We start from the raw sequence: 24,330 nt of genomic DNA on the forward strand, positions 1-24,330 counted from the left end.
ATGCAGCTTCGCAGCTTCATCTTCCTGGGACTTTGCGCCGCACTCGGCATGAGCTCCCCGGCTTTCGCCGGCGTGCCAGCCAATTTGGCCGCCAATCAGTCGGTCGGCAAGACCGACGCCATCAACGTCGCAGCCAAGAGCGATGGGGCGCAGTTGAGGCTTCTCAAGAAAAAGAAAAATCCGACACCGGACGATCTCGCCCAGATCAAAAAGATCGAGGCCAAGATCGTTGCCGACAAGGAAGCCGCCAAGGCCAAGGCGCTGGAAGCCAGGAAGATGGCGATGCGCGAAGCGGCGAAAGCGAAGGCCGAGGCGGAACGGCAGGCGTTCCTGGCCAAGAGAGGCAAGACTGCCCCGGCGACCGAAGTGGCCGCGGCCAAGCCGGCCAAGAATGTCACGAAGATCATCGAGCCGTTGACGCCGATCGAGCCGATTCCTTCGGCCGAACCGGAATCGGCCGAGGTGATGAACGTTGCGCTGACCGGCAATAATGGCGAATTGCGCAGCGAGCTGCCTGGCCAGAAGCAGCGCACCGGCGGCGGCCTGTTCGCCGGACTGTTTGGCGGCCAGATGGCATCGTCCTCGATCAACTATCTGCCTGAGACCCGTGCGCTGGATTCGGCGCTCGCCAGGAAAAACGCCAAGAAGCCGTTCAAGGTGAAGCCGGAGTTCGTGCCACAGGACGTGGAATTCACCGGTTACGAGGCCGGCACGATCGTCATCGATACCAGTGCCCGCCGGCTCTATCTGGTGGAATCATCGTCCACCGCCCGCCGCTACGCCATCGCGGTCGGCCGCGAAGGATTGCAGTTCAAGGGCACCGTGGCGGTCGGCGACAAGCAGGAGTGGCCACGCTGGATCCCGACGCTGGACATGCAGAAGCGCGAGCCCAAGCATTATGCCCAGTACAAGGACGGCATGCCCGGCGGCGGCCAGAATCCGCTCGGCGCCCGCGCCATCTACCTCTATGACGGCAAGAAGGACACGCATTTGCGCATCCACGGCACCATCGCGCCGCAGTCGATCGGAACCAGCGCTTCCAATGGCTGTTTCCGCATGATGAACGAGCACGTCATGGACCTCTACAGCCGCGTCAAGGTCGGCACCAAGGTCGTCATCATCTGACGTTTGCAGCAGCTTGCCAAAAGGGCCGGTTCAGCCGGCCCTTTTGTTTTGCCTCGCTCTCGGTCGCGTTCCAGTGGAACGGGCCAGCCCGTTCGACATGGGCCTATCCGAAAACCGGATCCCATTTTCGGATCACGGTTCGAGCGCCTTGTTGGGAAAAAGCCTTAGCGGCGGTTTTTTCTCTGGCGGAATCAATCCGGCCGCGTTAAGCGATGACTCCCATGGCGCGATATGTATTCATCACAGGCGGCGTGGTTTCCTCACTTGGAAAAGGCATTGCCGCAGCGGCCCTAGGGGCTCTCTTGCAGGCGCGGGGCTATCGCGCACGCATCAAAAAACTCGATCCCTACCTCAATGTCGATCCGGGCACGATGTCGCCGTATCAGCATGGCGAGGTGTTCGTCACCGATGACGGCGCCGAGACCGATCTCGATCTTGGCCATTACGAGCGGTTCACTGGCCGTTCCGCCAACCAGCAGGACAACATCACCACCGGCCGCATCTACAAGAACATCATCGAGCGCGAGCGGCGCGGCGACTACCTCGGCGCCACCGTGCAGGTCATCCCGCACGTCACCGACGAGATCAAGAATTTCGTCCTCGACGGCAATGACGACTATGATTTCGTGCTGTGCGAAATCGGCGGCACCGTGGGCGACATCGAGGCGATGCCTTTCCTGGAGGCGATCCGCCAGCTCGGCAACGACCTGCCGCGCAACAACGCCGTCTATGTGCATCTGACGCTGATGCCCTATATCCCGACCGCGGGCGAATTGAAGACCAAGCCGACCCAGCATTCGGTCAAGGAGCTGCGCGGCATCGGCATCGCGCCCGACATCCTGCTCGTCCGCGCCGACCGGGCCATTCCCAAGGAAGAGCGTAGAAAACTGTCGCTGTTCTGCAATGTCAGGGAGAGCGCGGTCATCCAGGCGCTCGACGTGCCGCACATCTACGACGTGCCGATGGCTTACCACAAGGAAGGGCTCGATTCGGAAGTGCTGGCCGCGTTCGGCATCGACCCTGCGCCGAAGCCGCGCATGGAGCCGTGGCAGGCCGTGTCCAACCGCATCCACAATCCGGAAGGCGAGGTGACCATCGCCATCGTCGGCAAATATACCGGCCTCAAGGACGCCTACAAATCGCTGATCGAGGCGCTGTCGCATGGCGGTCTGGCCAACCACGTCAAGGTCAAGCTCGACTGGATCGAATCGGAAATCTTCGAGAAGGAGGATCCGACGCCCTGGCTGGAAAAGGTGCATGGCATCCTTGTGCCCGGCGGTTTCGGCGAGCGCGGCTCGGAAGGCAAGATCCTGGCGGCGAAGTTCGCGCGTGAGCGCAAGGTGCCGTATTTCGGCATCTGCTTCGGCATGCAGATGGCCTGTATCGAGGCGGCGCGGTCCCTGGCCGGAGTCGATGAGGCCTCCTCGACCGAGTTCGGCCCGACCCAGGAGCCGGTCGTCGGCCTGATGACGGAGTGGCTGAAGGGCAACATGCTGGAGAAGCGCCGGGCAACCGGCGATCTCGGCGGCACGATGCGGCTCGGCGCCTATCAGGCCGAGCTCACCAAGGGTTCCAAGATCGCCGACATCTATGGCGACACTCAGATTTCCGAGCGTCACCGCCACCGCTACGAGGTCAATATCGACTATAAGCAGCGGCTGGAGGATTGCGGCCTGGTGTTTGCCGGCATGTCGCCCGACGGCGTGCTGCCCGAAACGGTCGAATACCCCGACCATCCCTGGTTCATCGGCGTGCAATACCACCCCGAGCTGAAGAGCCGGCCGCTCGACCCGCATCCGCTGTTCGCCAGCTTCATCGAGGCGGCGGTCGAACAATCGCGCCTGGTATAGGCGCGCCAGGCGGGGTTCGGCAACCGATGCAGACCTATGTCGCCCTTCTCTACAGCATCGTCCTGGGAGAAGGGCGCCGGGTCGTGATGTCCGACCTGAGGGCGATGGCGGAAGGCCTCGGGCTGAAGAATGTCCGTACGCTCGTGGCGACGGGCAATCTTGTCTTCGAGGCGCCGGCGACGGACGTCGCCGGTCTCGAGCAGCGTCTGGAGGCCGCCTTCAAAAAAGCTTTCGGCCGACATGTCGATATCATCGTGCGCGCTGCCGAAGATTGGCTGAGGCTCGCGGCCGGCAATCCGTTTCCGGCTGAATCCGCCGAGACCGGTGACCAGGTGGCGGTCCGGATAATGCGCAAGCCCGTGCCCGATGATGCGGCGGCGGCGCTCGAGACCTATGCCGCCGCCGATGAGAAGGTGATGTCACGCGGCGGCGACATCTGGGTCGTCTTTTCGCGGGAACGACCGAGTTCACGGCTGCTCGCGGCCGCCAATCACAAACGCCTGGGCGTCGGTACGTCGCGCAACTGGAACACGGTGCGCCGGTTGGCCGAGATGGTAGGAGCAGGCAGTAGGCAGTAGGGGGAAGCCGTCTGCTTTCCCTACCTTTCCTGCCTACTGCCCCATTTCAGGCCTTCGCCGTCTTGGCGCCGGCACCCACGGCGGCGGTGCGCAGCACGTAGTAGATGATGCCGGCAATCCCGACGCCGAAGAACCAGCCATAGACGCCCCACCAGGATGGCAGCCAGTTGGTGAAGTTCGGCAGGATCGAGGAGAAGACGGCGCCAATGCCGGCAGCGATGAAGGCATTGACATGCCAGCCGCCCTGGAAGCGGAACTCGCCGTCCTCGCGATAAAGCGCTTCGACGTCGACCTCGCCCTTCCGGATCAGGTAGTAGTCGACCATCATGACGCCGAAGATCGGCCCCATCGTCGCGCCGATGATGTTGACGAAGGACGCAGCGCTGCCTTCCCAAGGCGCGAAGGGATAGAGCACGAGCGCGATCAGTGCCGCGATGTAGCCGCCCTTCTTGAAGTCGATCTGGCGCGGGAAGACGTTAGAGAAGTCGAAGGCCGGCGAGACGAAGTTGGCCACGACATTGATGCCGAGCGTCGCCACCGCGAAGGTCAAGGCGGCGAGCGCGGCCAGGAACCAGCTGCCGAATTTCGCCGATATCTGGTCGGGGTGCAGCAGCACCTCGTGATAGACGTCGTAAGCGGCAATGGTGGTGACGCCAGCGACCAGCGAGAACAGGATGAGATTGATCGGCAGGCCCCAGATATTGCCCTTGCGCAGCGATGCCTTGTCCGGTGCATAGCGGGCGAAATCGCAGAAGTTGAGATAGAGGGCCGAAAAATAGGTCACCCAGATCGCGGCGACGGCGAACAGCGACGTCCACGATCCCGGCGTACCTGGCACGCCCGCATCCTTGGTCTTTTCGAGCAGCACCTCCATCGGAATGTCACTGGTGAAGGCGAAGGTCCCGGCTTTGACACAGAGATAGACGGCCAGGATCAGCATCATCACCCACACGGCTGGCCCGGCCCAATCCTGGAAGCGGCGCACCGTCTCCATGCCGTTCTGGATAATCAGCAGCTGCAGCGCCCAGATGACCACGAAGCAGATCACTTCCAGCCCGGAGTGGCCGAGGAAATGGGTGTTGGCGTTGAAATCGGCGAACCATTGCGAGCGGATCAGCAGCGCGACAATGGCGCCGGAAGCGGCCGCCGTCTGTGCGCCGTACCAGAAGCAGGCGACGATGGCGCGCACCAGCGCCGGTATGTTGGCGCCCCATATGCCGAACGAGGCGCGGGCGAGCACTGGGTAAGGCACGCCGGTCTTCACGCCGGCATAGCCGACCATGTTCATCAGCGCGTAGATGACGAGCGAGCCGATGCCGATGGCGATGATGAAGTTGACGAAACCGCCGCAGAACAGGAAAAGGCTGGCGGCGAGATAGTAACCCCAGAGGCTGTGCACGTCCGACGTCCAGACGTTGAAGATCGAGAATGGTCCCCAGTTTCGTATCTTGGCCGGTGCGAGATCTTCGTTATATAGATCCGGCGATGCGCCTTGTATCGTCATTGCAATTGTCCCCTTCTTGCAGCACGCGCCCTCACGCGTTGACCGTCAAGGTTACGCCTGACGCGAGGGAAGGGGCAATCGGCTGATTTGCCGGCTTTGGCCTTAAAGATATTCAATGGGGATCGCCATTGTCGCGCGGCATGATGCTTGCCCTCTGATCGGCGAGTCGGGTTCGTGGCGCTTTCAAGCGCCGGCGCGACGACATCGGAGCCGCGGCGGGCAAACCTGCCCTTTTTTTGCCAAGCGTACGTTTTTTATGGAACCAAGTGGATGATGGCGCGTTTGATGGGGTTCGGTCGAACACGTCGCGACCGAGCGGGAGGATATGATGGACTATTTGCATTTTTTTTCGCCCGTGCGGATTTCACGCGGGCAGGGACACCCTATCGAGGAAATCGACAGTGTTGCCGAGGCCATGATGTTTTTGCGTAAATGGCCGACCGGGCGACGTGGCCCTGTCTATCAATGCGCGCTGAACTGCTGCGCGGCCGCCCTGTCGGGGCAGATGTCGGCTGAAGAAGCCAGGAAGGCGTTCACCGGCTTCGCCCGGATCACGCGGCTTCTGGATGACGACATGGCCTTGTCGGTGGGCAGCGAGCCAGCTGGGCGCGTGTACGCGCTGCGGCGGTAACGTTCTGAACCGGCTGTAGTCGAAAATCGGCGCCGACCCCCGGCGCCGATCGACTGTTTGTCCGTTTGCCATGGCGTCGGCGAACGCCTAATGCGGCGCGGCCCAGGATGGCCACCATCTGCTTGTGGTCGGCAACTTCGGAAAGCAGCCAATCCTGGAAAGGCGGTCCCCCGTCTTGTTCGCCGCAGTTGAAAGACTATCGACCAGGTCGCAAAACGGCGTGCCGCTCTCCTGCGGTGTAGCAAGGGGGTGCAAGCTTCCGATTTCTTGGAGCGATTTCGCCCAGCACTCGAAAAAAACGAGAAGACAGCACTTCAGGCCATAGGATTTGGCAGGCGCAGAAGGACCGCCTTCAGACTTACTGCTCGAGCGAGGGGCTTGCCTACTTCGCATATGTCGCCGATATGAGGATTGGTGGCCATACCGCCCGCATCAACCAACCAATTGACGCAAAAAATGTCGAGATACCAAGAGCATAAGGTGGCAATCGCCCCGATGATGGATTGGACGGACCGCCATTGCCGGTTCTTCCATCGCCAGCTGACTCGCCGTGCGTTGCTCTACACCGAGATGGTGGTGGCGGACGCGGTCATCCAGGGCGCGCGCGAGCGCCTGCTTGGTTTTGATGAGGCGGAACATCCGGTCGCGCTGCAGCTCGGCGGCTCCGATCCGGGGAAGCTGGCCGAGGCGGCGCGCATCGGCCAGGCTTTCGGCTATGAGGAAATCAACCTCAATGTCGGCTGCCCGTCGGACCGCGTCCAGTCCGGTACGTTCGGCGCCTGCCTGATGAAGGTGCCTGACCTCGTCGCCGACTGTGTCGCGGCGATGAAGGCGGCCGTGACCATTCCCGTAACCGTCAAATGCCGCATCGGCGTCGACGAGCAGGATCCCGAGCCGGCGCTGGATGCGCTTGCAGACGGCGTTTTCGCGGCCGGCGCCGACGCCCTTTGGGTGCATGCGCGCAAGGCATGGCTGGAGGGGCTGAGCCCCAAGGAAAACCGCGACATCCCGCCGCTCGACTACGGTCGCGTCTATCGGCTGAAGACGAGAAAAACGAGCGAATTCATCGGCATCAATGGCGGTATTCAATCGCTTGAAGAGGCGCAGACGCATCTCCAGCACCTCGACGGCGCCATGCTCGGCCGCGCCGCCTACCATACTCCAGGCATTCTGACCGGCGTCGATTCCATGTTTTATGGAGAGCGGACCGTTCCCTTCGATTTCGCCGCGCTGATCGACGTCATGGCCGGCTACGCCGCACGCCATGTCGAACAGGGCGGGCGGCTCGGTCATGTCACCCGCCACATGGTCGGGCTATTCCATGGATTGCCCGGTGCGCGCCGCTACCGCCAGATCCTCTCCACGGATGCAACGCGCCCCGGCGCTGGGCCGCAGGTGCTGAAGACGGCGTTCGCTGCGGTCGACCTCAGCGGGGCGGTCGACAAGGCCGCCTGAACCGCTTTCGCCGAACGTCAATCCCGGAGGGTCATCCGGTCGCCGCGCACGTCGAAGCCGGACAGCGAACTGATGAAGTTCATGCCGAGCAGGCTCTGGCCAAGCATACCGGGTGCCGCGACCATCACCGGCATATTCTTTCGCACGATGCCGCCGATGGCCAGTTCGTTGGTTTTCACAGCCGCGGCGCGCGCCGTGCCGTTGGCGGTCGAGACCGGTATGGTGAAATCGAGAGCGGCGGGATTGATCCCGGCTGCCTGGGCGTCCTGCGACGTCAACACGGTGCTGGTCGCTCCTGTGTCGACCACCGTGCGCACTGGCGCGCCGTTGATCAGGATGCGCGCCTCGAAATGGCCATTGTCGGCCTTGTCGAGCGTCACGGTGGCATGGCCGTCCTCGATGCCCAGCGCCAGCGGGCTGCCGGGAACAAGGCCAGCGGTTACCCGGTTGGCGAAATCCTGCAATTCGTAGCGATATTGATAGCCGGCGATCAGCGCGAGCGCGATCGCCGCCCACGCGCCGAGATTGCGCGCCATGGCGCTGAGCGGGCGGCCCGACCTTAGAAGGCCGGCGCCGATGAGCGCGCCGAAGGCGCCCAGCCAGATCAACCGGCCGAAATCATCGTTCTCGACGCCGAGCGTATTGCCGGCGGAATCGTTGAACATCAGCAGCACCGCGCCGACGCCGATGACGAGCATCAGGATCCAGAACAGGCGGTTCATGTCGGCAATCCGTTCACGAGAGCGCGTCGCGTTCCCGTGCCATACGGGTGCGGCGGGTTTCGCGGCGCGGCCGGCGCTCGACCGTCTCCAGCCTTGCAGGCAGTTGGGCCATGACGTTACGGCGCGCCTGCGCCGTCATGTCGATCCAGGCGCCGATCTCGTCCCGGGTGCGGCCGCACCCGAAACAGAAACCGGTCTTCATATCGATCGAACAGACCAGAATGCATGGGGATTCGATGGCCGTCATGAATGTTTCCTTGGCTGACTTCCACATGGTGCAACGGCATGGCCTTTGCAAGCCCTCGGGAATGCGTCGCTCGCGGCCGCTTTTACATCAGGCGCGGGAGGTTGTGCCGGCGCACGAGGGCGGCTATGCCGCTGCCATCTGCAAGGACGATTTCCACGACATGACCAGAGCACAGCCCTTCGACGATTTCCGTAACCTGCTGGCCAACCTGCCGGCGGCCGACACGACAGCCGAGGCCCGTGTGCGAACGCTGTTCGCCAAGGCGGACAAGCCAAGGAACTCGCTTGGTCGCATCGAGGATATCGCTGCCTGGCTGGCAGCATGGAGCGGCCGTGCGCCGCCGGCAGTGACGCGGCCTCTGGTCGCGGTCTTTGCCGGCAACCATGGTGTTGTCAGGCACGGCGTCTCGCCGAGAGTCGTGGCGGCGACCGCCAACGCCGTCGAACTGTGTGCGGCCGGCGGTGCAGCGATCAACCAGGTCTGCGTCGCCAACGACCTCGGGCTGAAGGTTTTCGATCTCGCCTTGCATATTCCGACAGCCGACATCACGCAGGATGCCGCACTCGACGAGCGGGGTTGCGCCGCGACCATGGCCTTCGGCATGGAGGCGATCGCCGGCGGCGCCGACCTGCTTTGCCTCGGCGATCTGGGCGTCGGCAATTCCACCGTCGCCGCGGCCCTGTTCGCGGCCGTGTTGGGCGGCAAGGGCGCCGATTGGGTCGGCCCGGGTTCTGGCGCCGATGCGGCGATGCAGGCGCGCAAGGCGGAGGTGGTCGATGCGGCGCTGGCTTTCCACGCCGGCCATCTCGATGAGCCGTTGGAGGTGCTGCGCCGGCTCGGCGGCCGCGAGTTCGCGGCGATAGCCGGCGCCATCCTTGCGGCACGGATGCAGAGAATCCCCGTGCTGCTCGACGGAGTTGCGGCAACGGCAGCCGCAGCGGTCCTGCATGCCGCCAATCCTGCCGCGCTGGATCATTGCCTTCTCGCCGGCCTGTCGCCGGAGCCCGCGCATGCGCAGGCCGCCGAGCGCCTTGGCCTTCGCCCCTTGCTTGACCTCGGCGTCGGCCACGGCGAGGGAGTAGGCGCGGCACTTGCCGCCGGCCTAATCAAGGCAGCGGCACTGACCAGTTCGGGCATGGCCGCGGCCGTTCGCGGCTAGGCCGAGCATTCGTCGCTCATTCCACGCATGAGGCGCGTCAACGCCGACGCGCCGCGACCGCCGCGGTCGGCAGGGCCGGCAGTTCCTCCATCACCCGGCTCAGCGGGAAGATGGCAATCGCCTCTGTGCCTTCGCGCAGCTTGGAATGAAGTTGGAATTCGCCGCCATGCATGGCGAGCAGGCCCTGCACGATCGGCAGACCAAGTCCGGTGCCCTGTTCGGCGCTCTTGATGGCGATCGAACCCTGGCCGAAGGCCGAAAGCACTACCGGGATCTCGTCTTCCGGTATGCCGGGGCCGTTGTCCCTGACCGAGATGTATTGTCCGCCGCCGGCCGTCCAGCCGACGCGCACGCGGATTTCGCCGCCGGTGGCGGTGAACTTGATCGCGTTGGACAAGAGGTTGAGGGTGATCTGGCGCACCGCGCGCTCGTCGGCGAACAGGCGCGGCAAGGCATGTTCGAAATCCTGAATGACGCGGATATCCTTGTTGCGCGCCTTCAACTCCATCATGTGGCAGCAATCCTCGACAATGCCGAGCAGCATCACCGGCTCTTCATTGAGCTGGTACCGGCCGGCCTCGATGCGCGACAGGTCGAGGATCTCGTTGATGAGGTCGAGAAGATGCTGGCCGGATTCGTGCACGTCATGGGCATAGTCGCGATAAGTGGGATTGCTCATCGGCCCCAGCACTTCGTTCGACATCACTTCGGAAAAACCGAGAATTGCGTTGAGCGGCGTGCGCAATTCATGGCTCATCGAGGCAAGAAAGCGCGATTTGGCCAGATTGGCATCTTCCGCGCGCCGCCGCGCCTCGTCCGACATCGATTTCGCGGTCTCGACTTCGGCGATCAGTGCGTCCTTTTCGGAGCGGAACGACAAAAGCATCAGGGAGGAGCGGTTGAGGTTCCGCGCGATATAGGCAAAGAAAGGCAGCGAAAGAACGAGCAGTACGGCCATGATCGCCCCGACCGGCATCCACAGCCTTATTTCGGCGTAGGCGTAAAGCGTCACCGGAACAGCGAAAGTCGCCAGCAACGCCCCGCGCAGGGATGAGGCCATGATAGCGGTTCCGGCCATGGCAAGCAGCAGCACCACGGCCTTGACCACCTGAAACTGGTCGACCGCGCAGGCACCGCAGCCGAGCCAGACGAACCAGCCCCAGCCGAGGCCGCACAGGAAATGTGCGAACAGGAATTCTCTCTGGGTTTGCAACGGGTTAAGATCGGACGCTTCCACGCGTTCGACGCGGCGCGCCATGAAAGCCAACATCGTGTAGCAGGTCAGGGTGAACAGCGCCCAGAGAATGATCTCATTGCCGATGCCGGCCAGCCGGCCAAGCGCGGCGATCGCCAGGACGAGCAGCGGAATGGCAATGGCCCCGCTGGTCATCGCGCGCGCATGGAGTCTCAGCAGTTCGCGATCGAAATCCGGATTGCCGGCCTGTTGCGAAAGACGGTCGCGCGTCTTGCGCACCGCGCGCGCGACATCGCTGTTGCGATGGCGTTTCCTGCGGTCCACAATGAATTTGTCCGCTGTGTTCGAGCGTTGCAAAGGCATGAAGACTTCAATTATGCGGGCGGCATTTCAAGGTGTTAAGCTACGTTCGAATGATTAACCAACCGTTTGCCATATGAGCCGTTCCTGGTCGCAAGGACCGCGCCGGCGGTACGCTGCGCCGCGCCCGCGAACCCCATGGCGCAAATTGCTGGACTATGGGCTGACGGTCATCGTTCTGGGGCTGCTGATCGTGCTTGCGGCGCGCCTCGATCGCGTGGAGACGCGAAAGACACAGGGCGTCGCCATCATCAATGATGGCGACTCGATCACGCTCGGGGCCGAACGCATCCGCATGCGCGGCATCGACGCGCCGGAATACACCCAGACCTGCCGCAAGAACGGCGCCGATTATTCCTGTGGCACGCTTGCGCGCCAATCTCTGGTGCGCCTGATCGCCGGCAGGCCCGTCATCTGCAGCGGCTGGCAGCGCGATCGTTACGGCCGGCTGCTCGGCGATTGCAAGGCGGGCGATACCGATCTCAACCGCGCACAGGTCGAGGCAGGCTGGGCGGTCGCTTTCGGCGATTACGAGAGCGAGGAAGCGATCGCGCGCGCGGCAAGGGCCGGCATCTGGGCAGGTACATTCGACCAGCCGCAAGATTGGCGCGACAGCCACCATGGCGAGTCCGTCGAGAGAAAACATGGCACGCTCGCCTCCATCGCCGATGCCGTGCGAGAGATTTTCCGCTTCTGGTAAGCCGGCGGAAGCTGAACCCTGCCGTCACCGGCAAGAACTGGAGGATCGAATGAAGCTCTTCGACGGCGGCCGGGCGCCCAACCCAAGGCGGGTTCGCGTTTTTCTGGCCGAGAAGGGAATCGCGGTTCCGCTGGTGTCCGTCGACATGGGCGCGCTGGAACACAGGCAACAGGCGGTCAGCTCGCGCAATCCACTGCGGCGACTGCCGGTGCTGGAGCTTGACGACGGCACCGTCATCACCGAGTCCGTCGCCATCTGCCGCTATTTCGAGGAACTCAATCCCGAGCCCGCACTGTTCGGTCGCGGGGCGCTCGGCAAGGCGCAGGTCGAGATGTGGCAAAGGCGGATGGAATTCAACCTGCTGACCTGCGTCGCGCAAGCTTTCCGCCACACCCATCCGGCCATGAAGGAATGGGAGATCCCGCAGATTCCCGAGTGGGGCGAGGCCAACAAGCCGAAGGCAATCGAATTCCTGCGACTTCTCGACGGCGAGCTGGGAACCCGCGAATTCGCCGCCGGCGACGCCTATTCGATCGCCGATATCACCGGGATGATCGCCATCGATTTTATGAAACCGGCGCGCATCAAGGTGCCGGACGAGTGCAGCAATGTGTTGCGCTGGTATCGGATGGTTTCGAGCCGGCCGAGTGCCGCGGCCTGAGGATGACTGCGGAACTCGAAAGCTTCGCCGCGACGGTTCGCGCCTGCCGCATCTGCGTCGACAATCCGATCGGCCGGCCACTGCCGCACGAACCGCGCCCGGTGCTGCGACCCTCGTCGAATGCCCGCATCCTGATTGCCAGCCAGGCGCCGGGAACCAAGGTGCATCTGTCGGGCATGCCGTTCACCGATGCTTCGGGCGACCGGCTGCGAGACTGGCTCGGCGTCACCAGCGAGGAGTTCTACGACACCGAGAAGTTCGCTATCGTGCCGATGGGCTTCTGTTTCCCCGGCCAGGACGCCAAGGGCAGCGACTTGCCGCCAAGGCGTGAATGCGCGCCGGCCTGGCGCGCGCCGTTGATGGGGCTCATGCCGCAGATCGACTTGGTGCTGACGATCGGCATCTACGCGCAGTCCTGGCACATGGGTGCCGCGCGGCGCCCGTCCCTGACGGAAACGGTGAGGGACTGGCGCTCCATCTGGGAGAAATCCGCTGGCCAGAAGGTGCTGCCGCTGCCGCATCCGTCCTGGCGCAACACCGGCTGGCTGAAGCGGAATCCCTGGTTTGAAATGGATTTGCTGCCTTTCCTCAGGTCGGAAATCCGCTATCGCCTCGGTTAGACATTCAGCAAGAAACCACCGGCTTTTCCGCCAATCAGCAGAATTTTTTTCTTGTGGAAGCCTATAATAACGCCGATTATGGCCAATCCATTCCTCAGGAGCTTTCAATGGACCGCCTTGACCGAAAAATTCTCCGCCTCCTGCAGGAGGACGCGACGCTCGCGGTCGCAGATGTCGCCAAGAAAGTGGGACTGTCGACGACCCCTTGCTGGCGGCGCATCCAGAAGCTCGAGGAAGAGGGCGTCATCAAGCGGCGTGTCGCCATTCTCGATCATGAAAAGGTCAATGTGCGGGTCACCGTCTTCGTCTCGATCCGCACCAATTCGCACAGCCATGAATGGCTGCGGCGTTTTTCCGAAGTCATCCAGGAATTCCCCGAGGTGGTCGAGTTCTACCGCATGAGCGGCGATGTCGACTACCTCCTGCGTGTCGTGGTGCCCGACATTGCAGCCTATGATGCCTTCTATAAGCGGCTGATCGCCAAGATCGAGATTCGCGACGTCTCGTCCTCCTTCGCCATGGAGCAGATCAAGTACACGACCGAAATCCCGCTCGATTACATGGTGCTGGACAAGGAATCGGGCGCGAACGCGGCCTGAGCGCGCGTGGCCTTGGTGCATGCAAGGTCACGCAAGCTCGCCTTGCTTAGTTCTTCTTTTTGTTGAGGAAAGTCCAAGGCGAGTTGACCGGTAGGGTTATTGTGTCCGGCACGGTGTCGACGCCGGTCACGTCTGCCTTGCGCACGGTATAGCCCGACTGGATGACCGAGACGCCGTCCAGGATGAAAAGCTGGCTCTTCTCCATGCCTGGTTTCAGCGCGCCGGTTACGGAAACCGGCTGGTAGGCCCGCGATATTTTGTAGGGCTGAGCCGGGGTGACCAGGACGATCTGGTTGGGTGGTGGTGTCGGCATGTGGCTGCAGGCGCCGGTCCACGGCACCAGTAGGAATTGATAGACAAGATCGCCTTCGCGATCGACCGGCAACGCATAGCCGGCTATTTGTATGGTCTTGTCCTGCAGGCCGAGGGATAACGTCTCGCCGCGATCGGGCAATTTTGCCGCGATCATCGGCAGGCCAGCTTCTTCGGCAACCGCCTGGGTCGCCGGGCGCAAATCCTTCCAGAATATGTGTGTGGTCTCGGCCGAAGCGAGGGCGGCTGTAAAAGCCGACATCGCGCCCGCGAACGCTGCCATGGCTATCAGACGTTTGGTCATCGGACGTTTTCCTTTGCGTTCGAGTAAAGACACCGCCACCGGCGACGTCAACGCTCGAGCCGCATTACATGCCGGCGAGAACCGGTCATGCCGGCGTCGTGAAAGCCGCGCGCCGCAAACATGTCGCGAAACCCCATGAAACGGTAGCTCGGCGATGCCTCGCCCACCGGATAGGCCTCAATGATATGCGCCCCCTTGGCGAACGCGTGGTCAATGGCCGCATCGAGCAATGCGGAAGCAAAACCGCGGCCGCGCAAAGCCCTTGGCACATAAAAGCAGACGATTGACCATACCCCCGTCTCGCTGTCGTCCTGCTGCTTTGAAAGCCTTCGGTAGGTTTCGCGCGGCGCGACCGAACACCAGGCAACGGTCTTGCCGTCGATCTGGGCGAGGATGCCGACCGGCCTGCCGGCATCGATAAGTGCCATCATCTGGCGCTTTTTCTCATCATTCGGGATGTGCTCGCGGACGGACTGCCGCCACGCCATGCACCAGCAATATCTTGGCGCACCCGGCTGCTCGAACAATATCTCGAAGTCGCCGCGTGTTGCCGGCGTCACCTCCGTGAACCGGATATCGGCAAGATCAGCTTTTTCTGGAGGTGAGCCGTTCCAGCCTTTTGGCATCCGTTAACTCCTTCACGGCGTCCCGGCCGATCCAGCGCGCCGTCTTGTCGGATGATCCGGCCAACTTTTGCGCGAGCGCAAGGGCAGGGGCATGCAGCGCCGCCGAGCGTTTGCCGATCTGCCGCAGCGCCCAGCTGACCGCCTTCCTGACGAAATTGCGCGGATCGCCGGCATGCGCCTCGATCAACGGCAGATAGGCGAGAAACGTCGCGTCCGGCTCCTGCTTCAGATGCACTGCGCTCCACGCCACCATGGCAAAGCCGGCGCGGCGCACGAACTCGCGTTCGTCGGCAGCAAACTCCTCGATCAACTCACGCCGGAACGGCGTTTCAGCAAAGAGATCCGAAACGCTGTCTACGATCTCCCATGAATCGAAATCGCCGGCCCAGCGGCGGCACTGCTCGGCCGTGATCCTTTTCTGCTCCCCGGTGAACGCCGCCACCAGCCGCGCCTCGCGAACACCGCTGTCCCACAGGGCAAGCGCCCGCTCGTGATTGCGCTTCAGCTTGCGCGCCAGCGGCCGCAAATCCGAATTGCCTACACCAAGCGCCGTCGCGGTGTTGATGCCGAACCGGGCCATGCCGGCGCGGTTTTCCTGCGTGCCGATCGAGCGCAGGTGAGCGACGACGTCGTCCGCGCTCCAGCTCGGGCAGGGCAGGGACATCTGCGTTCTACTTTTCCAGCCTCGCCAGCAGTGAGGATGTGTCCCAGCGCCTGCCGCCCATCGCCTGGACGTCCTTATAGAACTGGTCGACGAGCGCCGTCACGGGCAGTCTGGCCCCGTTGCGGTCGGCTTCATCAAGGCAGATGCCGAGATCCTTGCGCATCCAGTCGACCGCGAAGCCGAAGTCGTATTTGCCTGCATTCATCGTCTTGTGCCGGTTCTCCATCTGCCACGAGCCCGCTGCGCCCTTGGAGATCACATCGATGACCTTCTCGATGTCGAGCCCGGCTTTCCTGCCGAAATGGATGCCTTCGGACAGTCCCTGCACCAGCCCGGCGATGCAGATTTGGTTGATCATCTTGGTGAGCTGGCCGGCGCCTGCCGGTCCCATAAGCCCTACCATCCGGGCATAGGCGTCGATGACGGGCCTGGCTTTGTCGAAGGCTGCCTGATCGCCGCCGACCATGACGGTCAGAATGCCGTTTTCGGCGCCGGCCTGGCCGCCGGAGACCGGCGCGTCGAGGAACGAGAAGCCGCGCTCCTGTGCGGTCTCGGCCAATTCGCGCGCGACCTCGGCCGATGCCGTGGTGTTGTCGATGTAGACGGCGCCCTTTTTCATGGCCTGAAAGGCACCGTCCTTTGCCGTCGTCACCGAACGCAGATCGTCGTCATTGCCCACGCACGAGAAAACAAAGTCCTTGCCTTCGGCAGCCTGCGCCGGCGTCAGGGCGAGAGCGCCGCCGTGCTGGGCGACCCATTGCTCCGCCTTTGCCCCGGTGCGGTTGTAGACGGTGACGTCATGGCCGCCCTTGTTCTTCAGATGCGCGGCCATGGGGTAGCCCATGACGCCAAGACCGAGAAATGCCACCGATGCCATGGCTTGTTCCTTCCGACGGGAGCAAAGATTGCAGTTGCGGAAGGTCTAGGCCATGCGGCGGATTCGTCAAGGCGCGCGCCGCGCCATCGACTGGCACAGATCAGGTAGGCTTACCGTTTCAGGTGAATGGTAATCCGGCGCTCGATCCATTCGACCCCGTGGCGCAGGATCTCGACCATCACCAGATAGACGATTGCCACCCAGACATAGGCCTGGAAGTCGAAGGACTTGGCGTAGGCGAGTTTCGCATTGCCCATCAGGTCGTAGACGGTGATGATGGCGACGATCGCGGAGGCCTTGATCATCAGAACGAGTTCATTGCCGTAGGGTCGCAAGGCCACGATGATCGCCTGGGGCAGTATGACCTTGCGCAGCGTCTGCAACTTGTGCAGGCCGAGCGAAGCGGCGCCTTCCCACTGGCCCCTTGGAACGCTCTCTATGGCGCCGCGCAAGATTTCGGCCTGATAGGCGGCCGTGTTGAGCGCAAAGGCGAACACGCCGCAGTTGAAGGCGTCGCGGAAGAACCACCATAGCCCAACCGATTCGAGCTGCACGCGGAAAGAACCGACCCCGTAATAGACCAGATAGACCTGGACCAGCAGCGGCGTGCCGCGGAAGAAATAGACGTAGCAATAGGCGGGCCACGACAGCAACCGGTTGTTCGACATGCGGCCATAGGTGACGGGCAGCGACAGGATGGCGCCGGCCACCATCGACACAGCCACCAGCGACAGGGTGGTTCCAAGTCCCTGCAGATAGGCCGGCGCATATCGTGCGAAGAACTCGCCGTTCCACGCGGAGACCAGATAGGCCAGTATGCCGAAGCCGAAGAGGATCCAGAGGCCGACGAGTGCGTATCCCACGATACGGGCACGCGGCCAGCCGCGCGCCGGCGGCGGCGGCCGATCGACGGCAATGGTGTCGGTGACGCTCATCGCGCTTCCTTCTGCCCGAGCGACCGCAAGATGAAGCCGGTGGCGATCGAAGACAGGATTGCCAGGATGAGAAAGACCAGCGCCGCGACGCTGTAGAACAGGAACGAATGTTTGGTGACGCGCGCCGCGACGCCCGCATTGCGCAAGGTCTCGGCGAGGTTGACGACCGAGACCAGGGCTGTGTCCTTGAGCAGGCTGAGCCAGCAATTCTCGAGACCGGGGAAGGCGATGCGCAGCAATTGAGGCAGGATCACCTTGCGCATGGTCAGCCACTTCGACAGACCGATCGCATAGCCGCCCTCATACTGGCCCTTCGGAATGGCGCGAAAGGCCGAAAGGAATACCTCGCTGGCATAGGAAGAGAAGATCAGCGAGAGCACGATCATGCCGGCGATGAAGCTGTCGACATCGATCGTCGCCTCGGGCCTGAAGAAGCGGATGATGTATTGCAGCAGGATGGGCATGCCGAAGAAGAACAGGAAGAGCGTCACCAGCTCCGGAAGGCCCCGAAACATGGTGGTGTAAATGTTCGCGGCCAGCCGCAGCGAAGGCTCTTCGGATTGCTTTGCCCAGGCAATGAAAAAGCCGATCGTCAGGCCGATCGGAAGCGTGGCGAGCGCCAGCGCGATGGTGACCACCGCGCCATAGGCGATATCGTCAAGCCAGCCATTGGGTCCCCAACTGAGAAGTGTCCATATGCTTTGGGCTGGCATCGAGTGGTGTTATCTCCAGAGCTCCCAGATCGGGTAAGGCGGCAGGGAGACCCTGCCGCCCTTGGAGGTGATTATCAGGACTCGGCGCCGTAGACGTCGAACTTGAAGTACTTGTCGTTGATTTCCTTGTATTTTCCGTTGGCCCTGATGGCGTCGATGGCGGAATTCAGCTTGTTGACCAGATCGGTCTCGCCCTTGCGCACGGCAATGCCGGCGCCAGGTCCGAAAATCTCGACCGGCTGCGGCGAGGGCTGGCCGAGGATCTTGCAGCAGGCACCGTCAGGCGAATCCAGCCACTGCTGCAGCACCACGATATCATCCTCGATGGCGTCGAGGCGGCCGTTGGCCAGATCCGCCTGTTCCTCGGGGCTGCTCGGATAACCCTTGATCGTGCTGTCGGTGTAGGTCTTCGAGGCATAGTTGAAATGCGTCGTCGTGGTGGCCACGCCGATACTCTTGCCGGCGAGGTCCTCCTTGGTCACGCCCTTCAGCGTCGAATCCTTCGGGACGGCGAGCGCCGAGGGCGTGTTGTAGTATTTGTGAGTGAAGTCGACCTTCTCGGCACGCTCCGGTGTGATCGACATCGAGGCCACGATGGCGTCGAACTTGCCCGCCTGCAGCGCCGGGATGATGCCGTCCCAATCCTGGGCGACAAAGGTGCATTTGACCTTCATCTCGTCGCAGAGCGCCTGGGCGATGTCGATGTCGAAACCGACGAGCTTGCCATCGGAAGTCAGGTTGTTGAAGGGCGGGTAGGCGCCCTCGGTGCCGATCCTCAGGGTCTTTTCCTGGGCCTGGGCTACGCCGAGCGTCAGCAGCGCGGCCGAAGCGGCGAGCGCGATACGCAGTGCAATACGCATAATGATCCTCTCTTTATGGTCCCGGCCGTCGTTCCGAAACGGCTCTGTGGGGGCGGTGCTTTTGACCGCCCGCTGGCCCGATACTCCCACTCTTTCCAAGAAAAAAGCAACTGCAAAACCACGAAAATCGGCAATGTCCTTCTGCCGTTACGTTACTTCTCAAGCAACGAGGCCGGTCGCGCGCTCGACGAAGTCGGCTATCGATTTCACGTCGTCGAGATCGAACACCGGCAGGCTTTTGTCCTCGATGACGAAGTCGGCCGCAATGGCAACGATCCCGGGGTCACCCGCCGAAAGCGGCGTCCGGTCCTTCGCCTCCAGGCGCCGGGTTTCGATCTTGCGGTGGGCTTCGCGCTTGTAGCCTTCGACCAGCACGATGTCGGACGGCGCAAGCCGCGACAGGATGGCTTCCAGCGCCGGCTCATCCTCGCCGCGCAATTCGTGCATCAGCGCCCAGCGATTGGCGGAGACGATGGCGACTTCCATGGCTCCTGCCTGCCGGTGGCGAAAGCTGTCCGCGCCCGGCTTGTCGATGTCGAAATCATGATGGGCGTGCTTTACGGTCGAAACCCTCCAGCCGCGCCCAACGAGTTCCGCGACCAGTTTCTCAGTCAGGGTCGTCTTGCCGGAGTTCTTCCAGCCGGTGATGCCGAAGAGGCGCTTGTTCATCTCAGATGCTCTGCAGCAACCGCGCCGCCTTGGCAAGATCGTCGGGCATGTTGATGTTGATCGGCCGCCGTGGCCAGCCGCTTTCGAGCCGCAGCAAGGTCTTGTCGCCGCCGCCCCTGCATCTGGATTGAACGCCGGCCAGCATCAATCCCGCAATATCTCTCACCATCATCGAGCCCGTGCGCCTTCGCGAAAATTCCCCGCGAGCCTCTTATATGCCGTCCGGGGCCATGGCAGGACCAGTGCTTTCCGCGACGATCCTGCGCCGGCCGACGACGCGCTCACGATAAAGCGCGTAAAGGCCGGAGCCGACGATTGTGCTGGCGCCGATGATCATTGTCATGTCGGGGACATCGCCGAAGACCAGCAGGCCGAGCACAATGGACCAGAGCAGCGCCGTATAGCGGAACGGTGCTATGAAGGAAATCTCGCCCGAGCGCATCGCCATGATGATGAATTGGTAGCCGATGAGCACCAGCACTGCTGCGAGCGCCAGCAGCGCAGTGGCTTTTCCCGTCATCGGTGTCCAGCCGCCCATCGGCGACAGCAGCAGCGCGCCGACCACCGTCATGGCCAATGCCGTTGCGGTGGAGACCAGCAGCGTGGGGATAGCCTGCGGAATCCGCTTGGTGGCGAGGTCGCGCACTGCGCAGCAGGCGACGCTGGCCAGCGCCACGAGCGAAAACATGCTGAACCCCTCGAAGCCCGGGCGCACCACGACCAGCACGCCGGCAAATCCAACGGCGATCGCCAGCCAGCGGCGCCAGCCGACCGCCTCGCCGAAGACAAGGGCCGCGCCCATTGTCACGGCCAGCGGCAGTGCCTGCAGGACGGCCGAGACGCTGGCGATCGGCAAATGGGCAAGCGCGACCAGGAAGGTCACCGTCGCGCCGGCCTCGGCAAGGACGCGCAGCGCCACCAGTGGCTGCAGCATCGAGCGCGGCCGGACCAGCGCGCCGCGCTGCCAGGCAAGCAGGCCGACGAAGAGCGAGGCAAATGCGCCTCTGATCAGCATGACCTGCGCCATGTTCATCGACTGCGACGAATATTTGGTGATCGCGTCATTGAGGGTGAAGCCGGCCATCGCCACCACCATGAACAACGCACCGCGAAGATTGGGAGAAAGGGGCAAGATCTCTACCGGTTCTGCTTTGAAAAAAGCCTGTAGCAGCCGGGACCGAAACAGCAACGACAAAGGGCTGGGCCACGGCCTTGATCGCGGCCCAGAATTTCAACCGCGGATGACCGGCCTTACTTCTTCGGCGTTAGCACCTCGGTGCCGCTGCCGTCTTTGCCGGCGATCGTCCACAGGCCGTGCAGCGAGCCGTCGTCATCCATCTTGTAGACGACAAGGCCGATCTCCTTGCCCAGGACATAGCCGGCCGAGAAGGCGTTGTCGTTGCGCATGCAGATGCCGTCCGAGGACGAGCCGCCGGTTTCCCAATGGATCGTGCAGGTCGTGCCGCTTGTCAGCGTGATGGTTGCTTCGCCGCCATAGGCCGAACCATCGAAATTGGTGCCGGCGACATCGTAAGTGCCGCCGATGGATTGCGCCGCCGCCGGCATGGCGGCGAGGCCGAGCAAGGCAACAGAAAAGATGAATTTGCGCATAATGTTTTCCCCACGGAGCGAAAGCCGCTACCGGATGGAAGGCTAGGCGCGAAAACGGCTGGGGTAAATCAGGCGGGCATCCGCCGGCGGAGATTTATTGCGGCATGGCCGCAATAGTCACGGTCCCTCGAGGCTGGCGGCGATGGCGCTGACCAGCGGGTCGTATTTCGACTTCACGGCCGGCGGATATTCGATCCAGACGGTGCGGATGACGCCGTCCTTGCCGAACAGGCGGCGCTCATAAAAGATGTTCCCGGCCTTCAGCCCCGAAAGCACGGCCCAGTTCTTTCCCGTCCTGCTGTAGGTGACCTTGTAACCCGCCTCCGTGCTGGCTTTCTCGGTCGCGACGAAGTGTCTCGGCGTGTCGTTGTCGATATTCAGGATGCCGGAACAGATCAGGCTGGCGCCGTCGGGCGCGAGCCATTGCTGGCCGTCACCGTTGTCCGGTTCGGGCTGGCGGTCGGTGAAAACATCATCGGGAAAGGTGCAGACCGTGCCGAATCGCTCGTTGGTGTAGGTGAAAGGAGCGGCGGCCGAGGGGATTGCCGCGATCGCCGCAACGAATGCCAATACCGAGCGCGCGCACTTCATTCCATTCCTCCAGCAGTCAGCCGGAAGCGATCCTGCACCAGATCCGTGGGAAAATCAGCCGCCGGTGACGCTCATATGCCGCGACACGGAGGGGCGGCTGGTGCGGCGGTCGATGATGAAATCATGCCCTTTCGGCTTGCGCCCGATCGCCTCGTCGATCGCCGCGCCGACCAGATCGTTGCCTTCGGACGCACGCAACGGCTCCCTGAGATCGGCGGCATCCTCCTGGCCCAGGCACATATAGAGCGTGCCGGTGCAGGTCAGCCGGACGCGGTTGCAGCTCTCGCAAAAATTATGGGTCATCGGCGTGATGAAGCCGAGCCGGCCACCGGTTTCCGCGACATGGACATAGCGGGCCGGACCGCCGGTCTTGAACGGGACGTCTGTCAGCGTGAACTGGCGCTCCAGCGAGGCGCGCAGCAGCGACAGCGGCAGGTACTGGTCGGTGCGGTCGGCGTCGATCTCGCCCATCGGCATGGTTTCGATGACGGTCAGGTCCATGCCGCGGCCATGCGCCCAGCGCATCATCTCAGGCAATTCGGCGTCGTTGAAATCCTTCAGCGCCACGGCGTTGAGCTTTAGCTTCAGCCCCGCCGCCTGCGCCGCATCGATGCCGGCCATGACCTTGCCGAGATGGCCCCAGCGGGTGATTGCGTGGAACTTGTCGGCATCAAGCGTGTCGAGCGAAACATTGATGCGCTTGACGCCGCAATCGGCGAGCTCGGCAGCAAAACGCGAAAGCTGCGAGCCGTTGGTGGTCAGCGTCAGTTCTTCCAGCGCGCCGCTTTCGAGATGACGCGACAGCTGACGGACCAGGTGCATGATGTTCTTGCGCACCAGCGGCTCGCCGCCGGTGAGACGCAATTTGCGCACGCCCTTTGCGATGAAGACGCTGCACAGCCGGTCGAGTTCCTCGAGCGACAGCAGGTCCTTCTTGGGCAGGAAAGCCATGTCCTCGGCCATGCAATAGGTGCAGCGGAAATCGCAGCGGTCGGTGACCGACACGCGCAGGTAGCTGATCGTGCGGCCGAAAGGATCGATCATGTCCATGCGTGAAGCGTTTCCCGTGGCTGTGAACGACGGCGTTATATATCGCTATGTGATACGATCCGGCCTGTCGTTCAAGATAGCCGCTCTCGATCTTTGGTAACATTCCCCGACCGACACCGGATGTCGGCTGCCTGGTACGGGCTTTTCCAATCCGGCGAAGCGGCGTAGGGAAGGGCGGTTCGAAACGGAAAAACACCATGACGGCGCCGAAGGAACTGCGGGTCTCCAAAGACCGCAAACTGCTCTCCGTGGCCTTTCCCGGCCACCAGCCATTCGAGCTGCCGGCCGAGCTGCTGCGCGTCGCCTCGCCGTCGGCCGAGGTGCAGGGCCATTCGCCGGACCAGCGGGTGACCGTTCCGGGCAAGCGCGATGTCGCCATCCTCAAAATTGAACCGGTCGGCAACTACGCGGTGCGCATCACCTTCGATGATTTCCATAACACCGGTATCTTCACCTGGAATTACCTGCACACGCTGGGCCACGAGAAGGATGCGCGCTGGAATGCCTATCTTGCCGAGCTGGCACAAAAGGGTCTCAGCCGCGACCGTTAGCCGGCGGGCGTCGTCAAGATGTCATGGAGCGGGAGTAGGGGCGGCGGATCGGGAGACAAGACAATGTCCATCATAACCACCGTCGAACAGCTTGAAGCGTTCTATGGCCTGCCCGGCGAAGCCTCGGTGGTCAAGGAACTCGACCACGTCATTCCCGAATACGCCGCCTTCATCGAGGCCTCGCCCTTCGTCGCGCTGGCGACCAGCGGGCCGGAAGGGCTGGATTGCTCGCCGCGCGGCGATCTCGCCGGCTTCGTGCGCATCGTCGATCCGAAAACCCTGATGATGCCGGACCGGCGCGGCAACAACCGCGCCGATTCGCTGAAAAACATCATTCGCGATCCCCGCGTCGGGCTGCTGTTCCTGGTGCCGGGCTCCGGAACGACGCTGCGCATCAACGGCCGCGCGCGCATCACCACGGATGCCGCGCTTTGCGCGTCGTTCACGGTCGACAGCAGGCCGGCACGCTCGGTGAGCGTCATCGATGTCGATACGGTCTATTTCCAATGCGCCCGCGCCATCGTGCGGTCGGAACTGTGGAACCCGGAAAGGCATGTCGATCCGAAGTCCCTGCCGACGCCAGGAAAGATCCTGGAGATCACCAGCCGCAGGAACATCGACGGCGAAACCTATGACAAGGAATGGCCGGAGCGGGCAAAAAAGACGATGTGGTGATCCGCTGGACCGCAATGGCGGTCAGGCGTCCTTCAACACCTCGTAGATCTTGCGCATCTGCTCGCCGATCATGTCGCACTGCTCCGGCGTCGACTGGCTCATCGCTTTCTCGATCAGCGCCATGTGCACCTTCAGCGCCTGCATCAGCAGCGCCTCGCCAGCTTCGGTGAGGGCCAGCCGCAGGATGCGCTTGTCCTTCTCGTCGCCTTCGCGGCGCAGCAGGCCGCGTGCCTCGAGCTGCGGCAACAGCATGGTGATGTTGGAGCGGCCGACGAGCAGCTTGCGGGCGAGATCGTGCTGCGACATGCCGGGATGGCGATAGAGATTCATCAAAACATCGAGCTGCGCGGGCTTCAGATCGAGCGGCGCGAGCTTCACGGCAAGCGTGCGCTCCAGCACATGGCAGGCGCGCGCAACCGCGACCCAGTTGCGAAACCGCGGGTTGTCCCAGGGCAGCTCTTGTTTATTGTTCATCTTTGAACTATT

Annotated in this window: 30 protein-coding genes; 12 read left to right on the forward strand and 18 right to left on the reverse strand. The window is 62.8% G+C overall.

Going from position 1 to position 24,330, the window contains the following annotated elements; genetic code table 11:
* The 3 genes from LB545_RS19740 to LB545_RS19750 all read left to right on the forward strand — a co-directional run bounded on the left by LB545_RS19740 (position 1) and on the right by LB545_RS19750 (position 3,553).
* Complete coding sequence (locus LB545_RS19740; RefSeq protein WP_140584435.1) at positions 1–1,125, forward strand: L,D-transpeptidase; 1,125 nt, start codon at positions 1–3, stop codon at positions 1,123–1,125.
* A 212-nt stretch (positions 1,126–1,337) separates the two neighbouring features.
* Positions 1,338–2,975 (forward strand): CTP synthase, encoded by a 1,638-nt coding sequence (locus LB545_RS19745; protein ID WP_318012551.1) that lies wholly within the window; start codon positions 1,338–1,340, stop codon positions 2,973–2,975.
* 26 nt (positions 2,976–3,001) lie between these two features.
* Positions 3,002–3,553, forward strand: coding sequence for a DUF1697 domain-containing protein (locus LB545_RS19750; protein WP_224705685.1), 552 nt, complete (start codon positions 3,002–3,004; stop codon positions 3,551–3,553).
* Positions 3,554–3,599: 46 nt separating this feature from the next.
* Here the strand turns inward: LB545_RS19750 and LB545_RS19755 are convergent, their stop codons facing one another.
* Positions 3,600–5,057 carry an NCS1 family nucleobase:cation symporter-1 gene (locus LB545_RS19755; protein WP_140498646.1) on the reverse strand — a complete coding sequence of 486 codons (1,458 nt, stop codon included), beginning with the start codon at positions 5,055–5,057 and terminating at the stop codon, positions 3,600–3,602.
* Positions 5,058–5,385: 328 nt separating this feature from the next.
* Here LB545_RS19755 and LB545_RS19760 point away from each other — a divergent pair, with 328 nt between their 5' ends.
* Positions 5,386–5,688, forward strand: coding sequence for a DUF982 domain-containing protein (locus tag LB545_RS19760; RefSeq protein WP_140498645.1), 303 nt, complete (start codon positions 5,386–5,388; stop codon positions 5,686–5,688).
* 456 nt (positions 5,689–6,144) lie between these two features.
* Positions 6,145–7,143, forward strand: a complete 999-nt coding sequence (dusA, locus tag LB545_RS19765) for a tRNA dihydrouridine(20/20a) synthase DusA (RefSeq protein WP_140498644.1) — start codon at positions 6,145–6,147, stop codon at positions 7,141–7,143.
* Between the two features lie 17 nt (positions 7,144–7,160).
* Here the strand turns inward: dusA and LB545_RS19770 are convergent, their stop codons facing one another.
* Positions 7,161–7,865 (reverse strand): TIGR02281 family clan AA aspartic protease, encoded by a 705-nt coding sequence (locus LB545_RS19770; protein WP_140498643.1) that lies wholly within the window; start codon positions 7,863–7,865, stop codon positions 7,161–7,163.
* Between the two features lie 13 nt (positions 7,866–7,878).
* Complete coding sequence (locus tag LB545_RS19775) at positions 7,879–8,112, reverse strand: DUF1289 domain-containing protein (RefSeq protein ID WP_140498642.1); 234 nt, start codon at positions 8,110–8,112, stop codon at positions 7,879–7,881.
* 160 nt (positions 8,113–8,272) lie between these two features.
* Between LB545_RS19775 and LB545_RS19780 the strand changes: the two genes are divergently transcribed.
* A complete protein-coding gene (locus tag LB545_RS19780) occupies positions 8,273–9,271 on the forward strand; it encodes a nicotinate-nucleotide--dimethylbenzimidazole phosphoribosyltransferase (protein ID WP_224705725.1) in 999 nt (332 codons plus the stop codon).
* Positions 9,272–9,308: 37 nt separating this feature from the next.
* Here the strand turns inward: LB545_RS19780 and LB545_RS19785 are convergent, their stop codons facing one another.
* Positions 9,309–10,829 (reverse strand): sensor histidine kinase, encoded by a 1,521-nt coding sequence (locus tag LB545_RS19785; RefSeq protein ID WP_140498641.1) that lies wholly within the window; start codon positions 10,827–10,829, stop codon positions 9,309–9,311.
* Between the two features lie 73 nt (positions 10,830–10,902).
* Here LB545_RS19785 and LB545_RS19790 point away from each other — a divergent pair, with 73 nt between their 5' ends.
* The 4 genes from LB545_RS19790 (at position 10,903) to LB545_RS19805 (ending at position 13,406) form a co-directional block, all read left to right on the forward strand.
* A complete protein-coding gene (locus LB545_RS19790) occupies positions 10,903–11,526 on the forward strand; it encodes a thermonuclease family protein (RefSeq protein ID WP_140498640.1) in 624 nt (207 codons plus the stop codon).
* Between the two features lie 49 nt (positions 11,527–11,575).
* A complete protein-coding gene (locus LB545_RS19795) occupies positions 11,576–12,187 on the forward strand; it encodes a glutathione S-transferase (RefSeq protein ID WP_140498639.1) in 612 nt (203 codons plus the stop codon).
* Entirely contained in the window at positions 12,127–12,807 is a 681-nt protein-coding gene (locus tag LB545_RS19800) for a uracil-DNA glycosylase family protein (protein ID WP_140498638.1), read from the forward strand. The genes LB545_RS19795 and LB545_RS19800 overlap by 61 nt, the downstream gene beginning before the upstream one ends.
* Positions 12,808–12,914: 107 nt before the next feature.
* Positions 12,915–13,406 carry an Lrp/AsnC family transcriptional regulator gene (locus LB545_RS19805; RefSeq protein WP_006205209.1) on the forward strand — a complete coding sequence of 164 codons (492 nt, stop codon included), beginning with the start codon at positions 12,915–12,917 and terminating at the stop codon, positions 13,404–13,406.
* A gap of 46 nt (positions 13,407–13,452) precedes the next feature.
* Here the strand turns inward: LB545_RS19805 and LB545_RS19810 are convergent, their stop codons facing one another.
* From LB545_RS19810 to moaA, 13 genes are all read right to left on the reverse strand, one after another.
* Positions 13,453–14,022, reverse strand: a complete 570-nt coding sequence (locus LB545_RS19810) for a DUF3299 domain-containing protein (protein WP_140498637.1) — start codon at positions 14,020–14,022, stop codon at positions 13,453–13,455.
* Positions 14,023–14,069: 47 nt separating this feature from the next.
* Positions 14,070–14,648, reverse strand: coding sequence for a GNAT family N-acetyltransferase (locus tag LB545_RS19815; protein ID WP_140498636.1), 579 nt, complete (start codon positions 14,646–14,648; stop codon positions 14,070–14,072).
* Positions 14,608–15,312: a DNA alkylation repair protein gene (locus LB545_RS19820; protein WP_224705686.1), complete on the reverse strand. Its 705-nt coding sequence runs from the start codon at positions 15,310–15,312 to the stop codon at positions 14,608–14,610. Before LB545_RS19820 ends, LB545_RS19815 begins: the two co-directional genes overlap by 41 nt.
* Positions 15,313–15,319: 7 nt before the next feature.
* Positions 15,320–16,189, reverse strand: coding sequence for an NAD(P)-dependent oxidoreductase (locus tag LB545_RS19825; RefSeq protein ID WP_140498634.1), 870 nt, complete (start codon positions 16,187–16,189; stop codon positions 15,320–15,322).
* Positions 16,190–16,299: 110 nt separating this feature from the next.
* Positions 16,300–17,124 carry an ABC transporter permease gene (locus LB545_RS19830; protein ID WP_140498633.1) on the reverse strand — a complete coding sequence of 275 codons (825 nt, stop codon included), beginning with the start codon at positions 17,122–17,124 and terminating at the stop codon, positions 16,300–16,302.
* Positions 17,121–17,837 carry an ABC transporter permease gene (locus LB545_RS19835; protein ID WP_140498632.1) on the reverse strand — a complete coding sequence of 239 codons (717 nt, stop codon included), beginning with the start codon at positions 17,835–17,837 and terminating at the stop codon, positions 17,121–17,123. The genes LB545_RS19830 and LB545_RS19835 overlap by 4 nt, the downstream gene beginning before the upstream one ends.
* Positions 17,838–17,911: 74 nt before the next feature.
* Complete coding sequence (locus LB545_RS19840; RefSeq protein ID WP_140498631.1) at positions 17,912–18,697, reverse strand: ABC transporter substrate-binding protein; 786 nt, start codon at positions 18,695–18,697, stop codon at positions 17,912–17,914.
* Positions 18,698–18,856: 159 nt separating this feature from the next.
* Positions 18,857–19,366 carry a molybdopterin-guanine dinucleotide biosynthesis protein B gene (gene mobB / locus LB545_RS19845; RefSeq protein WP_140557185.1) on the reverse strand — a complete coding sequence of 170 codons (510 nt, stop codon included), beginning with the start codon at positions 19,364–19,366 and terminating at the stop codon, positions 18,857–18,859.
* Position 19,367: 1 nt separating this feature from the next.
* Positions 19,368–19,538 (reverse strand): hypothetical protein, encoded by a 171-nt coding sequence (locus LB545_RS31210; protein ID WP_224705688.1) that lies wholly within the window; start codon positions 19,536–19,538, stop codon positions 19,368–19,370.
* A 39-nt stretch (positions 19,539–19,577) separates the two neighbouring features.
* Positions 19,578–20,498, reverse strand: coding sequence for a DMT family transporter (locus LB545_RS19855; RefSeq protein ID WP_140557186.1), 921 nt, complete (start codon positions 20,496–20,498; stop codon positions 19,578–19,580).
* A 119-nt stretch (positions 20,499–20,617) separates the two neighbouring features.
* Positions 20,618–20,977, reverse strand: coding sequence for a hypothetical protein (locus tag LB545_RS19860; protein WP_140498628.1), 360 nt, complete (start codon positions 20,975–20,977; stop codon positions 20,618–20,620).
* A gap of 117 nt (positions 20,978–21,094) precedes the next feature.
* Entirely contained in the window at positions 21,095–21,568 is a 474-nt protein-coding gene (locus tag LB545_RS19865) for a hypothetical protein (RefSeq protein ID WP_140557188.1), read from the reverse strand.
* A 54-nt stretch (positions 21,569–21,622) separates the two neighbouring features.
* The gene (gene moaA / locus LB545_RS19870) at positions 21,623–22,618 is read right to left on the reverse strand and encodes a GTP 3',8-cyclase MoaA (RefSeq protein ID WP_140557190.1); all 996 of its coding nucleotides are present in this window, start codon (positions 22,616–22,618) and stop codon (positions 21,623–21,625) included.
* 197 nt (positions 22,619–22,815) lie between these two features.
* On the opposite strand from moaA, the gene LB545_RS19875 reads away from it, so the two are divergent.
* Together LB545_RS19875 and LB545_RS19880 are read left to right on the forward strand one after the other, a co-directional pair.
* Positions 22,816–23,169 (forward strand): gamma-butyrobetaine hydroxylase-like domain-containing protein, encoded by a 354-nt coding sequence (locus tag LB545_RS19875; RefSeq protein ID WP_224705690.1) that lies wholly within the window; start codon positions 22,816–22,818, stop codon positions 23,167–23,169.
* Between the two features lie 63 nt (positions 23,170–23,232).
* Positions 23,233–23,844, forward strand: coding sequence for a pyridoxamine 5'-phosphate oxidase family protein (locus LB545_RS19880; RefSeq protein ID WP_140498624.1), 612 nt, complete (start codon positions 23,233–23,235; stop codon positions 23,842–23,844).
* Positions 23,845–23,865: 21 nt separating this feature from the next.
* Here LB545_RS19880 and LB545_RS19885 read toward each other — a convergent pair whose 3' ends face one another.
* Entirely contained in the window at positions 23,866–24,318 is a 453-nt protein-coding gene (locus LB545_RS19885; protein ID WP_140548466.1) for a MarR family winged helix-turn-helix transcriptional regulator, read from the reverse strand.
* Between the last annotated feature and the right edge of the window lie 12 nt (positions 24,319–24,330).

This window comes from Mesorhizobium sp. BR1-1-6, assembly GCF_020165355.1.
In the GTDB taxonomy this organism is placed as follows: domain Bacteria; phylum Pseudomonadota; class Alphaproteobacteria; order Rhizobiales; family Rhizobiaceae; genus Mesorhizobium.